This window comes from Enterovirga sp. (assembly GCF_035325185.1).
GTDB lineage: Bacteria > Pseudomonadota > Alphaproteobacteria > Rhizobiales > Beijerinckiaceae > Enterovirga.
The window spans coordinates 67,416-78,111 of record NZ_DAOLAJ010000006.1 but is presented as its reverse complement, the minus strand read 5'-3'; the positions used below and the strand labels follow the sequence as shown (position 1 = coordinate 78,111).

Genomic DNA, 10,696 nt, shown 5'->3' with positions numbered 1-10,696 from the left:
CTCTTAATCAGCGGGTCCTAGGTTCGAGCCCTAGTGCGCCCACCATCGCTTTCAAGGACATGGCAGGATTTCGGGAAGGGCCGGCTTCGGCCGGAAGGCCCGCGGACCCCGCGGGCACGATGTCGCCGACCCGAATCGGGATCGCGCGATGAGGGTCCACCCCCCAGGGAACGAAGACATGCGAGTTGCGATTGCGGTGCTTGTTGCCGCGTGGGTTGCCGGCTGCCAGACGAAACCCGTCGGCGAGATGACCCATTCCGAAATGAAAACGCTCGCCGACGAGATCGCCCAGCGCTGCATGAGCCGGGTCGCCAAGCGGAACAGCCCCGAGATGGATGCCTGCATCAAGCAGGAATCCCGCCGAGAAATCGCAGCCCGCGCCCGCTGACGGCCGGGACTCACCCTCCCCCGCGTCAAGCGAGGGAGGGCCGGCTAAGCGACTTTCTTGCCGCCGTCGAAGGGGATCTCGATATCGACGGCGAGGGTCGAGATCTGGGCGCCGCGCTCCATCCTGACGCTGACCTTCTCGTCGTCGACCTGCATGTGCTTGGAGATCGCGCGCAGGATCTCCTCGCGCAGCTTCGTGACGAGGTCGGAGCCGCCGACGGAGGCGCGCTCGTGGGCGAGCAGCACCTGCAGCCGCTCGCGCGCCGCGGGGGCCGAGGGGGGGCGGGAGAAAAGGCGAAGCAGGTTCATGCCGCTTTCCTTCCGAAGAACTTGCCGAAGAAGCCGCGCCGCTCGCCGGGGACGGTGACTGGCAGGCTCTCGCCCCTGAGCCGGCGCACGGCGTCGAAATAGGCGATGGCGGGCGGGCTGCGCTCGTCCGCCAGCGTCACGGGGGCGCCGACATTGGAGGCGCGCAGCACGTCCATGCTTTCAGGGATGATGCCCAGCAGCGGGATCGACAGTATCTCGAGGACGTCGTCGATCTTGAGCATGTCGCCCCGCTCGGCCCGCAGCGGATCGTAGCGGGTCAGGAGCAGGTGCTTCTCCATCCGCTCACCGTTCTCCGCCTTCACGGTCTTCGAATCGAGCAGGCCGATGATCCGGTCCGAATCGCGCACCGAGGAGACCTCGGGATTGGTCACGACGATGGCCACGTCCGCATGGCGCATGGCGAGGGTCGCGCCGCGCTCGATGCCCGCCGGGCTGTCGCAGATGACCCAGTCGAAGGCGCGGCTCAGCGCCCCGATGACCTGCTCGACACCCTCGGCCGTCAGGTTGTCCTTGTCGCGCGTCTGCGAGGCCGGCAGCAGGTAGAGCGTTTCGAGCCGCTTGTCGCGGATCAGCGCCTGGGTCAGCTTGGCCTCGCCCTGGATGACGTTGACGAGGTCGTAGACCACCCGCCTCTCGGCGCCCATGACGAGATCGAGATTGCGCAGGCCGACGTCGAAATCCACGACCGCGACCTTCTCCCCGCTCCGCGCGAGCGCCGCGCCGAGGGCGGCGGAAGACGTCGTCTTGCCGACGCCGCCTTTGCCGGACGTGACCACGATGACCTTGCCCATTGACCCCTCCTGTTGACGTGGACCGTCATTCGCTCAGGCGAGCGATCCCACCTTGAACGTCTCGCCTTCCAGCCAGAACTGGACGGATTTCCCCCGCAGGTCGGGCTCCAGGTCCTCGGCCGTCCGGTAATATCCGTCGATCGCGATCAGCTCCGCCTCGAGCTTGCGGCAGAAGATGCGCGCCGATGCATTGCCCATGGTCCCGGCCATGGCCCGCCCCCGCAGCGCGCCGTAGACGTGGATCGAGCCGCCCGCGATGATCTCCGCGCCCGAGGCGACCGAGCCGATGACCGTCACGTCGCCCTCGGTGAAGATCACCGACTGTCCCGAGCGCACGGGCTCGTTCACGACGATCGAGGGCAGCGCCTTGGGGGCCGGCGGCACGGGCGGCGCGGCGCATTCGGGCGCCTTGTCCCGCCCGGCCTCCCCCGCGGCCGGCGCCTCGATATCCGAGGCCGGGCGGCCGTCCACGAGCGCGGGCGGCAGGTTCGCGCCGAGCAGCGAGGGCCGCGCGCCCTCGATGCCCATGATCCGCACGTTGCGCGCGCCGAGCTTCTCGACCAGTTCGTGAAGCTGGGCGCGGTCGATATCGAGTCCGGCGATGTCGAGAACCACCGGCCGCCGCAGGAAGAACCCTGTGGAGCGGGCGGCGAGATCGTCGAGCCGCTCCAGCCAGTCCTCGACCGGCAGTTCCGGGGCGAGCGCGAGTGCGAGAAAGCTCCGCCCCTTGAGGCGGATCGGCCGGGGTTGGGTTAACACGGCGGTCATCTTGGTAAATTTTCGGTTGCTTCTGTGTAGGGAGGCGATGGTTAACGATACGTAAAGCGCCCGCCCACGAAGGCAGGAGGGCCATCGCATATGGAGGCGGCTCAACTCGACTTCTCCCCGCCAGCGAGGAGAGGGTTTTCCTGCGAGCCGCCAACGCCATATGCGATCGCCCTGGCAGGGAGGAGCGCGCGAATGATTCGCATCTGCGTAATCTTCGCTTAACCGCCCGGGCCGATCCTTATGCCCGGTGACCGACGGAACCGGGGGAGACTTGCCCGGTCCCGTCCGCGCCGGGACGGCGGCGTCCCGCATCCGGCCTCGGCGCGAAGAGACGGAGCGTTCCATGCGTATCTTGATCCTCGAGGATGATCCGCTGATCGCCCTCGATCTCCAGCTCATCGTCGAGGGATGCGGCCACGAGGTCGTCCATCTCTGCGAGAACCTGGCGCAATTGCGCTCGCACCTGGACGACGCTCCCGATTTCGCCTTTCTCGACGTCGATCTCCCCGACGGCAAGAGCTACGAACTGGCCACCCGCCTCGACGAGCGCCGCGTCCCCTTCGCCTTCGTCTCGGGTTCGCGCCCCGGCGAATTGCCGGACCACCTGCGCCACGCCCGGTTCATCCCCAAGCCCTATAGCCACGCGGCGATCCGCAACAGCCTCGCCACCGAGCGCCGCCTCGCCTCCTGACGCAGGATCGAGCCGTCAGGGCTCGCGGGGCTGGGTCATGGCGCGCAGGTTCTCCGCGAGGCTCTCGCGCCCCTGCTGCACCGCGTCCTTCGCGTAGCGCACGCCCTCGCGGCGCACGTCATCCGCATAGGGGCCGAGCCATTCCTTCTCGTGCCTCGTGCCCGGCAGCAGGGCGCCGATCAGAAGCCCGGCTGCGAAGCCCGCGACCCCGACCATGAGCGGGTTCTGCTCGACGAAATCCTCGACCCCCCGCCGCCCGCGATCGAGGCGCACGGCGCTCCGGCGACGCGCATAGGCGGCCTCCCGGGACACCGATTCGTAGCTCTCATGGGCCCAGTTCTGGGCGCGCTCGTAGCCCTCCGAGGCCCCCTCGCGCAGCCGCTCGACCGCATTCTCGACCGCATGGGCCGCGCTGTCGCCGGCGCTCTTCAGGGCCTCCGCGGCCCGCCCGAGGGCGGCGGAACCTTCCTTGCCCGCCGGAGAGCCGGGACGCTCGTCGTCATGCCGCTCGATTTCGCTCATGTCTCTCCTGCCTCCTGTGCGCCGGCCGGGGACGCGTGCGCCGGGCCCTCCAGGGGCTCGCCCGCGAGCGGGCGGCGATGGTTCCGGCGGTGGATCAGAAAGCCGACCCCCGCCGCCGCGATCATCACGGGCAGCGGATGGCGGTTCAGAAGGACGGAAAGCATGTCGCGTCCGCCCGCGAGGCCCGCCGCGCCCGTGCTGCCGATGAAATCGTCCACCATCCCCGACAGCGTCAGCTTGTCCTGGATGCGGCCGATCGTGTCCTCGAGGCGCGCGCGGCTCGCCGCAGCCTCCGCCTCCAGGTCGGAGAGATCGCTCATGCCCGGCGCTCCGGGACGAGGGCCGCGTTGCGCCGGACCGACCGGACCGTGCGGCTCGGCACCACGCTCGCGGCGGACAGGAAGCGCTTGCCGATGAGAGCGAGCACGATCGCGATCAGGAGCAGCCCGCCGCCCACGATCAGCGCCGAAATCCATCTCGAATGGGTGAGCAGTTCGAGGCCGTAGACGAGCGCCTGCGTCAGCCAGATGAGCGAGGCGACCGCGAAGACCGAGGCGGCGAGGAACATCGCCGCGCCCTTGGCGAAGCCGGCCGCGTTGGAGGCCATCTCGGCCCGGAACAGGGCGAGTTCGCTCGCGGCGAGATCGGCCCCGTCCCGCAGGGCGTCGCCGAGGAGGTCGCGCAAGGTCGCGCCGCGCCCGGCCGTCTCGGGATCCTCAGCCATTCGTCTTCGCCTCGCGAGCCGCCGCCCCGGCGCGGGCAGCGGCGGAAGTCTCCGACATCTCGTCGGAGGAGGATTTGATGAAGCGGGCGAGAAGGAAGCCCGCCGCGACCGCGACCGCGCCCACCACGAAGGGCGAGCGGCGCGCATAGGCTTCCGCCTCGCCGTACAGCTCGGCGAAGCTGCGCTCGCGCAGGCCCTCCGCGAGCTGGTCGAGCCCCTCGGCGGCATTGCCGACGAAAGCCCGGATGTTCGGCCGGTCCTCGAAGGACCTGCCGGTCTCGCGCAGCGAGGCGGCGATGTCGGAGACGGAGCGGGCCGCCTCGTTCTTGCGCTCGTCGGCATAGGAGGTCGCCTGCCGCCGGGCATCGCCGAGCAGCCGGCGCCCCTGGTCGAGCGCTGCCGCCTTCAGGTCCTCCGCGACGCCCGCGGGGCTCGCGGAGCCTGCGGGGCTCGCGGAACCCGCCGGGCCGGAGCCGAGATCCGCCTCCGCTTGCGCCCGCTTCTCGCGGTCTTCGATGTCTCGGGCCGCCTCGGCCATCGCGCCTCGTCTCCGGTTCCTGGTCGCTGCGCTAACACCGGGCCGGTGCCGGGGTTCCCGTCCGCAACCGGCCGGAGAACGCAGGACGCCCGAAGCGATCCTCAGCGGATCGGCGTCCGGGCGATGCGCAGCATGTTGGTGGCGCCCGGCGTGCCGAGCGGCACGCCCATCACCACGATCACCCGCTCGCCGGGATCGGCGAAGGATTCCTCCATGGCGGTGGCGCAGGAGCGCTCGACCATCTCCTCGAGGTCGCGCGCGTCGTCCGCCCGCAGGGCATGGACGCCCCAGGACAGAGCCAGCCGGCGCGCCGTCGTCATATTGGGGGAGAGGGCGAGGATCGGCGGCTTGGGCCGCTCGCGCGCGACCCTGAGCGCCGTCGAGCCGGTCGAGGTCCAGCAGACGATGGCCGCCATGTCGAGATCCTCGGCGATGACGCTCGCCGCATCGGCGATCGCGTCGGCGCCGGTGCCGTCCGCCTCCGGCCGCTGGGCGGCGATCACGCCGCGATAGGTCGGGTCGCGCTCGACCTCGCGGGCGATGCGGTCCATCGTGCCGACGGCCTCGACCGGATACTTGCCGGCCGCGCTCTCCGCCGAGAGCATGATGGCGTCCGCCCCCTCGAAGATGGCGGTCGAGACGTCCGAGACCTCCGCGCGCGTCGGGACGGGGCTCGAAATCATCGATTCCAGCATCTGGGTCGCCACCACCACGGGCTTGCCGAGGCGCCGGGCCGTGCGGATGATGCGCTTCTGGATGCCGGGGACGCGCTCGAGCGGCAGCTCCACGCCCAGGTCGCCGCGCGCCACCATCACTCCGTCGGCGAGATCCATGATATCGTCGAGATGGTCGATCCCTTGCGGCTTCTCGATCTTCGCCATCACGCCGGCGCGTCCGCGCGCCACCTTCTTCACCTCCGCGACGTCTTCGGGGCGCTGGACGAAGGACAGCGCGACCCAGTCGACGCCCGCATCGATGGCGGCGTCGAGATCGGAGCGGTCCTTGGGGGTCATGGCCGAGACGCGGATCATGGTGTCGGGCACCGAGACGCCCTTGCGGTCGGACACCGTGCCCGCGACCACGACCTCGGTCACCGCCCGCGTGGGCGAGACTTCCCTCGCGACGAGGCGCACCTTGCCGTCGTCGACGAGGAGGGTGTGGCCGACCGCCAGCGCCTCCAGGATCTCGGGATGGGGCAGGTGGACGCGCGCGGCGTCGCCCGGCGCCTCGTCCGAATCGAGGACGAACATCTGGCCCTGCTTCAGCGTCTCCTTGCCGTCCTTGAAGATGCCCAGCCGCAGCTTCGGCCCCTGGAGATCCGCCAGGATGCCGATGGGCCGCTCGTGCTTCTTCTCGATCGCCCGAATCGCCTTCACGAAGGCCCGCATCCGGTCATGCGGCGTGTGGCTCATGTTGATGCGGAACACGTCGGCGCCGGTCTCGAAGAGGCGCTCGATCATGGCCGGGTCCGAGGAGGCCGGCCCGAGCGTCGCCACGATTCTCGTCCGTCTTGAGCGTCGCATGGAACCTCCCCTTCTTCTCGCCGCGTTGCGCCTACGATGGTTCAATGAAGGCCGGAAGAAAACCTCCCGCCCCCGATTCTTTCGGGCGGCGAGCAGACGTCGAGGACAGCGGCCATGCGCCGCGCATAGCGGGCGATCTCGCCTTCCAGCGAGAAATGGCTTCCCCACAGCAGAAGCAGCGCGAGGGAGAACCCCGCGCCGAAGGGAAGCCAGGGCAGCCGCGGCCGCCCGGCCCAGCCGTGCAGGACGCCGAAGAGCCCCAAAGCCGCCCCGCCCACCGCGAACCCGATCACGACCTCGGCGCTGCTGTGCGCGCCGGTGCGCACGCGGCTGACGCCGACGGCGAGGAGCAGGAGGACCGTCGCGAGCCAGGCGAGCAGGCGGACGGAGCGGCCCCGCCCCGCCGCCAGCATGATCGCGAGCGCGCCGTAGAAGGCGGTGCCGAAGGCGACGTGGCCGCTCGGGCTGAGGACCCTCACCTCCGTGACGATCGCGTGGCCGCAGGCGTGGAAGAAGAGCTTCAGCACGAGGGTCGTGACCGCCGCCGCCCCGAGGGCCGTCGCGAAGGCGAGGAACAGGCGCCCCTGGCGAAGGGCGCCGAGAATCAGGAGCACCAGCATCGCCGCCGGCAGCAGCAGGGCCGCATCGGCCAGGGCGGAGACGGCTGGGCTGATCATGACGCGGCGAATCGACTCCGGGGGAGATCGCCGGGGATCTCCCATTCCGGCCTCCCGGGCGGAGGCCGGACGCCTCTTATGCCGCCGGGCGGCTTCCGGCGAGCCTGCGCGGAATCGCCGCTCCGCCGCAAAGGCGCCCGTTTCACCCGACATCTGGCGCCGATCCTGCCACGAGTTCCCTCATGCCGAGCCGCCTTCGTGCCGCCCTCCTCCTTCCCGCCGGGCTCCTGTCCTGCCTCGCCCTCGCGGGCTGCGGCGTGCTGCCCGTCGATTTCGCGGGTTCCGGGGGGCCGGTCACCATCTCGACGCGGGATGCGGGCGAGGCGGCCCGCGCCGTCTCCGCCTATCGGAAGTCGCACGGGCTCGGCGCGGTGGAGGTCGACGGGAATCTGAACGAGGCCGCCGCCGAGCAGGCCCGCGCCGTCGCCCGGGCGGGACGCCTCTCGCACGGCGATTTCGCGAGCCGGATGGCGCGCCACGACGTTGCCGCGGCCGCCGAGAACCTCGCCATGGGCTCGAGCACTGTCGCCGGCGCGATGACGCAATGGCGCCAGTCGCCCCCTCACAACGCCAATCTCCTCAAGCCCGACATGACGCGGATCGGCTTCGCCCGCGCAGAGACCCTGGGGCCGCGCCACAACACGTACTGGGCGCTGGTCCTGGCCCGATAGGCCGCGCGGCGGGCTCGCGATTTCGGCGATCCTTACGGTTCCTGAACGATTGGCGCGCCATTCTGCGGCGCCATGGAGATCGTCAGCTACGCGAAAAGCGCGAAACGCGATGCGCGGACCCCTCCCGCAGCGCCGGGTCCCGCGGCCGGGATCGCCCCCGCATCGCCCACCGCCGAGGGGGAGCGCGTCGACTGGGTCGACATCGCCAAGGGCATCTGCATCGTTCTCGTCGTCACCATGCACTCGACCCTCGGGGTCGAGGCGGCTTTGGGGCGCGAGGGCTTCATGCATTGGGCCGTCGCCTTCGCGAAGCCGTTCCGGCTTCCCGATTTCTTCCTCGTCTCGGGCCTGTTCCTGGGCCGCGTGATCGACCGCGACTGGCGCCTCTACGCCGACAAGCGCGTGGTCCATTTCGCGTATTTCTATCTCCTGTGGCTTCTCATCCAGTCGGGCGTGAAATTCGGACAGGTCTCCGACGGCTCCGTCGCCGGCTTCGCGCGGCATCTCGCCCATTCCCTCGTCGAGCCCTTCTCGACCCTCTGGTTCGTCTACGCGCTCGCCGTCTTCTCCATCGCGACGAAGCTCCTGCGCCGCCTTCCCTGGCCGCTACTCCTGGGGCTCGCCGCGACCTTGCAGATCCTTCCGATCGACACCTCCTCGGATTTCGTGAACGAGCTTTGCGAGCGCTGGGTCTATTTCGTCGCCGGATATCTGTTCGCGCCGCATGTCTTCCGGCTGGCCGGATGGGCGCGCTCGCATGCGGCCCCAGCCCTCGCCGGGCTTCTCGCCTGGGCCTTCGCCAACGGGGCGCTGGCCCTGACGCCGATCGACAGATGGGGCGCGACGACGCTCGCCGAGCTTCCCGGAATCAGCCTCCTGGCGGGGCTCGCCGGGGCCGTCGCGGTGACCGTGACGGCGTCCCTGATAGCCCGCAGCCCCGCCGGCCGGCCGGCCCGCTATCTCGGCTCGAAATCCCTCGCCGTCTATCTCACCTTCTTCCTGCCGATGGTGTTCCTGCGGCTCCTCCTGAGCTATGTCTGGCCGGCCGGGGATGCGGGCGCGATCGCCCTTGTGGTGACGCTCGGCGCGGTGCTCTTCCCGCTCCTGGCGGAGGTCCTCGCGCGCGGGACGCGCCTCTCCTTCCTCTATGTCAGGCCGGGCTGGGCGCATCTGAAGCCGCGCGAGGGGGCGCCGAAGGCGCGGCCTCCGGCTGCGAAACCCGCGCCCGCAGCGCCCGCGGTCCCGGCCGCGCCTGAGGGAGGCTCCTCGGGGATCGATCTCAGCCGGGCGCTGCGGCCTTACCGCGCGGGCGCGGCCTGGCAGTCGGAGCACTCCCCCTCGACCTCGACCGCGCGCGAGCCGGGCCTGAACCCCACCGCCGCCGCGGTGTCGGAGACGCCGCGCGCGACCTCGTCGGAGGCGACCTCGTCGACATTGCCGCAGGTCGTGCAGACGAGGAAAATCGTCGCCGCGTGAGATTCATGCGCGTGGTTGCAGGGCAGGTAGGTGTTGCGCGTGGCGATCCGGTGGATCAGCCCCGCCTCGATCAGCACGTCCAGCACCCGGTAGACCGAGATCGGAGCGATGCGGCGCTCGCGCCCCAATCTCTCGACGAGGTCATAGGCCCCCAGCGGATGCTCTGCCCGCGCCAGCTCCTCGAGCACCCGCCGTCGCAAGGCGGTGAGCTGGATGCCCGCGCCCCGGCAGATCTCCTCCGCATGGCGCATGAAGGCGGCGGGATCGACGTGGAAGGGATGGGAATGGTGATGATGATGCGGATCGGCCATGGCGGTCCCGGGCGCCGGGTCTCCTGAAGGGCGGACGGGGCTTGCCTCCGCGAGCGTTACAACATAACATGATCGGGCTTCCAGCGTATCACCGCGGGTCATCATGGTCACCCTGGCCGAGGCGCATCGCGCCGTTTCTTCCGAGATCGCGCCCGCGGCGCTCGTGGCGCCCGCGCGCGCCTCCGTCCTGCGCATGGGCGTTTCGGGACGCCTGATCATGGCCGGCGCCGCGATCGCGCTGCTCTGGTCGGCGATCGCGCTCGGGCTCGCGTGACGGAAGCTCCGGCGGCTCTCGTCTTCCGGGACCTGACGCTCGGCTACGACCGCCGCCCCGCCGTCCACCATCTCAGCGGCACGATCCGCGAGGGGGAGCTGGTGGCTCTCATGGGGCCGAACGGGGCGGGCAAGTCGACCCTCCTCAACGGCATCGTCGGACGCGCGAGCATCCTCGGGGGCGCCGTCGACCGCTGCGGGCGCAGCGTCGCGGAGATCGCCTATCTGCCGCAGCGCGCCCAGATCGATGCGGGCTTTCCCATCAGCGTCCACGACTTCGTCGCCACGGGCGCCTGGCGCCGCCTCGGCCCCTGGCGCCGGGCGGGGCGGGACGAGGAGGAGCGCATCCGCGCCGCGCTGGCGCAGGTCTCGCTGCGCGGCTTCGAGGACAGGCCCATCGGCACTCTGTCCGGCGGACAGCTCCAGCGCGCGCTCTTCGCCCGCACCATCGTGCAGGACGCGCGGCTGATCCTGCTGGACGAGCCCTTCGCCGCCATCGATGGGCGTACTACGGAGGACCTCCTGGGCGTCGTGGCCGGCTGGCATGGAGAAGGCCGCACGGTGGTCGCCGCCCTGCACGACCTCGCCCAGGTCCGGGAGACCTTTCCGATCACGCTGCTCCTGGCGCGGGAACTGATCGCCTGGGGGCCGACCGCCTCCGTGCTCACTCCCGACAACCTGGCCCGCAGCCGCAGCCTCGTCGAAGCCTGGGCGCGCGATGCCGAGCATTGCCATGCGGGCGAGGCGCCGGCGCGATTGCGGCCCGGGGTCGCGGCATGAGCGGCATGCTGGCCGCCAATCCGGTCCTGGGGCCCTTCGTCGAGTTCGCCTTCATGCGGCGGGCGCTCGTCGGGTGCCTCGCCCTATCCTTCTCCGCGCCGCCGATCGGCGTCTTCCTGGTTCTGCGCCGCATGAGCCTGATGAGCGACGCCATGGCGCATGCCATCCTGCCCGGCGCGGCGCTCGGCTTCATCGTCGGCGGGCTCTCGGTGCCGGCCATGACGGCGGGGGGCC

16 protein-coding genes and 1 pseudogene are annotated in these 10,696 nt (G+C 70.7%); 7 read left to right on the top strand and 10 right to left on the bottom strand.

The genetic code is table 11. The annotated features are described in order from the left end of the window. Positions 1 to 178 precede the first annotated feature (178 nt). Positions 179 to 388, top strand: coding sequence for a hypothetical protein (locus tag PKD06_RS02460; RefSeq protein ID WP_324377392.1), 210 nt, complete (start codon positions 179 to 181; stop codon positions 386 to 388). 44 nt (positions 389 to 432) lie between these two features. Here PKD06_RS02460 and minE read toward each other — a convergent pair whose 3' ends face one another. Genes minE through minC form a run of 3 tightly spaced genes read right to left on the bottom strand, consistent with a single transcriptional unit; the run spans position 433 to position 2,276 of the window. Further along, positions 433 to 696 carry a cell division topological specificity factor MinE gene (minE, locus tag PKD06_RS02455; protein ID WP_324377390.1) on the bottom strand — a complete coding sequence of 88 codons (264 nt, stop codon included), beginning with the start codon at positions 694 to 696 and terminating at the stop codon, positions 433 to 435. Continuing rightward, positions 693 to 1,508, bottom strand: coding sequence for a septum site-determining protein MinD (gene minD / locus PKD06_RS02450; RefSeq protein WP_324377388.1), 816 nt, complete (start codon positions 1,506 to 1,508; stop codon positions 693 to 695). Before minD ends, minE begins: the two co-directional genes overlap by 4 nt. A 33-nt stretch (positions 1,509 to 1,541) precedes the next feature. Continuing rightward, positions 1,542 to 2,276 carry a septum site-determining protein MinC gene (gene minC, locus PKD06_RS02445; RefSeq protein WP_324377386.1) on the bottom strand — a complete coding sequence of 245 codons (735 nt, stop codon included), beginning with the start codon at positions 2,274 to 2,276 and terminating at the stop codon, positions 1,542 to 1,544. A 343-nt stretch (positions 2,277 to 2,619) separates the two neighbouring features. On the opposite strand from minC, the gene PKD06_RS02440 reads away from it, so the two are divergent. Then, entirely contained in the window at positions 2,620 to 2,967 is a 348-nt protein-coding gene (locus tag PKD06_RS02440; protein WP_324377383.1) for a response regulator, read from the top strand. A gap of 15 nt (positions 2,968 to 2,982) precedes the next feature. Here the strand turns inward: PKD06_RS02440 and PKD06_RS02435 are convergent, their stop codons facing one another. From PKD06_RS02435 to PKD06_RS02410, 6 genes are all read right to left on the bottom strand, one after another. Next, entirely contained in the window at positions 2,983 to 3,489 is a 507-nt protein-coding gene (locus PKD06_RS02435; protein ID WP_324377381.1) for a hypothetical protein, read from the bottom strand. Further along, positions 3,486 to 3,809 (bottom strand): hypothetical protein, encoded by a 324-nt coding sequence (locus PKD06_RS02430; RefSeq protein ID WP_324377379.1) that lies wholly within the window; start codon positions 3,807 to 3,809, stop codon positions 3,486 to 3,488. Before PKD06_RS02430 ends, PKD06_RS02435 begins: the two co-directional genes overlap by 4 nt. Next, a complete protein-coding gene (locus PKD06_RS02425; RefSeq protein WP_324377378.1) occupies positions 3,806 to 4,213 on the bottom strand; it encodes a phage holin family protein in 408 nt (135 codons plus the stop codon). Before PKD06_RS02425 ends, PKD06_RS02430 begins: the two co-directional genes overlap by 4 nt. Further along, the gene (locus PKD06_RS02420; RefSeq protein WP_324377376.1) at positions 4,206 to 4,751 is read right to left on the bottom strand and encodes a hypothetical protein; all 546 of its coding nucleotides are present in this window, start codon (positions 4,749 to 4,751) and stop codon (positions 4,206 to 4,208) included. The genes PKD06_RS02425 and PKD06_RS02420 overlap by 8 nt, the downstream gene beginning before the upstream one ends. A gap of 101 nt (positions 4,752 to 4,852) precedes the next feature. After that, positions 4,853 to 6,274, bottom strand: a complete 1,422-nt coding sequence (pyk, locus tag PKD06_RS02415) for a pyruvate kinase (protein ID WP_324377374.1) — start codon at positions 6,272 to 6,274, stop codon at positions 4,853 to 4,855. Positions 6,275 to 6,315: 41 nt separating this feature from the next. After that, on the bottom strand, positions 6,316 to 6,951 hold the full coding sequence (locus PKD06_RS02410; protein WP_324377372.1) for a phosphatase PAP2 family protein: 636 nt from the start codon (positions 6,949 to 6,951) through the stop codon (positions 6,316 to 6,318). A 182-nt stretch (positions 6,952 to 7,133) separates the two neighbouring features. Between PKD06_RS02410 and PKD06_RS02405 the strand changes: the two genes are divergently transcribed. Both PKD06_RS02405 and PKD06_RS02400 read left to right on the top strand, forming a co-directional pair. Then, a complete protein-coding gene (locus PKD06_RS02405; protein ID WP_324377370.1) occupies positions 7,134 to 7,622 on the top strand; it encodes a CAP domain-containing protein in 489 nt (162 codons plus the stop codon). Positions 7,623 to 7,694: 72 nt separating this feature from the next. After that, positions 7,695 to 8,702 (top strand): annotated as a pseudogene (locus PKD06_RS02400) (acyltransferase family protein); the annotation flags it as partial. 218 nt (positions 8,703 to 8,920) lie between these two features. Here the strand turns inward: PKD06_RS02400 and PKD06_RS02395 are convergent. Continuing rightward, positions 8,921 to 9,409 (bottom strand): Fur family transcriptional regulator, encoded by a 489-nt coding sequence (locus tag PKD06_RS02395; protein ID WP_324377368.1) that lies wholly within the window; start codon positions 9,407 to 9,409, stop codon positions 8,921 to 8,923. 103 nt (positions 9,410 to 9,512) lie between these two features. Here PKD06_RS02395 and PKD06_RS02390 point away from each other — a divergent pair, with 103 nt between their 5' ends. The 3 genes from PKD06_RS02390 to PKD06_RS02380 all read left to right on the top strand — a co-directional run. Next, positions 9,513 to 9,683 carry a hypothetical protein gene (locus tag PKD06_RS02390; RefSeq protein WP_324377366.1) on the top strand — a complete coding sequence of 57 codons (171 nt, stop codon included), beginning with the start codon at positions 9,513 to 9,515 and terminating at the stop codon, positions 9,681 to 9,683. Beyond that, the gene (locus tag PKD06_RS02385; RefSeq protein ID WP_324377364.1) at positions 9,680 to 10,462 is read left to right on the top strand and encodes an ABC transporter ATP-binding protein; all 783 of its coding nucleotides are present in this window, start codon (positions 9,680 to 9,682) and stop codon (positions 10,460 to 10,462) included. Before PKD06_RS02390 ends, PKD06_RS02385 begins: the two co-directional genes overlap by 4 nt. Before the next feature lie 5 nt (positions 10,463 to 10,467). Further along, the coding region (locus PKD06_RS02380; RefSeq protein ID WP_324377399.1) for a metal ABC transporter permease at positions 10,468 to 10,696 on the top strand (229 nt) is incomplete at its 3' end.

Excerpts from the sequence above, each read along its gene's own strand:
- PKD06_RS02460 (WP_324377392.1), top strand. The coding sequence starts at position 179 with ATGCGAGTTGCGATTGCGGTGCTTGTTGCCGCGTGGGTTGCCGGCTGC.
- minE (WP_324377390.1), bottom strand. The coding sequence starts at position 696 with ATGAACCTGCTTCGCCTTTTCTCCCGCCCCCCCTCGGCCCCCGCGGCG.
- minD (WP_324377388.1), bottom strand. The coding sequence starts at position 1,508 with ATGGGCAAGGTCATCGTGGTCACGTCCGGCAAAGGCGGCGTCGGCAAG.
- minC (WP_324377386.1), bottom strand. The coding sequence starts at position 2,276 with ATGACCGCCGTGTTAACCCAACCCCGGCCGATCCGCCTCAAGGGGCGG.
- PKD06_RS02440 (WP_324377383.1), top strand. The coding sequence starts at position 2,620 with ATGCGTATCTTGATCCTCGAGGATGATCCGCTGATCGCCCTCGATCTC.
- PKD06_RS02435 (WP_324377381.1), bottom strand. The coding sequence starts at position 3,489 with ATGAGCGAAATCGAGCGGCATGACGACGAGCGTCCCGGCTCTCCGGCG.
- PKD06_RS02430 (WP_324377379.1), bottom strand. The coding sequence starts at position 3,809 with ATGAGCGATCTCTCCGACCTGGAGGCGGAGGCTGCGGCGAGCCGCGCG.
- PKD06_RS02425 (WP_324377378.1), bottom strand. The coding sequence starts at position 4,213 with ATGGCTGAGGATCCCGAGACGGCCGGGCGCGGCGCGACCTTGCGCGAC.
- PKD06_RS02420 (WP_324377376.1), bottom strand. The coding sequence starts at position 4,751 with ATGGCCGAGGCGGCCCGAGACATCGAAGACCGCGAGAAGCGGGCGCAA.
- pyk (WP_324377374.1), bottom strand. The coding sequence starts at position 6,274 with ATGCGACGCTCAAGACGGACGAGAATCGTGGCGACGCTCGGGCCGGCC.
- PKD06_RS02410 (WP_324377372.1), bottom strand. The coding sequence starts at position 6,951 with ATGATCAGCCCAGCCGTCTCCGCCCTGGCCGATGCGGCCCTGCTGCTG.
- PKD06_RS02405 (WP_324377370.1), top strand. The coding sequence starts at position 7,134 with ATGCCGAGCCGCCTTCGTGCCGCCCTCCTCCTTCCCGCCGGGCTCCTG.
- PKD06_RS02395 (WP_324377368.1), bottom strand. The coding sequence starts at position 9,409 with ATGGCCGATCCGCATCATCATCACCATTCCCATCCCTTCCACGTCGAT.
- PKD06_RS02390 (WP_324377366.1), top strand. The coding sequence starts at position 9,513 with ATGGTCACCCTGGCCGAGGCGCATCGCGCCGTTTCTTCCGAGATCGCG.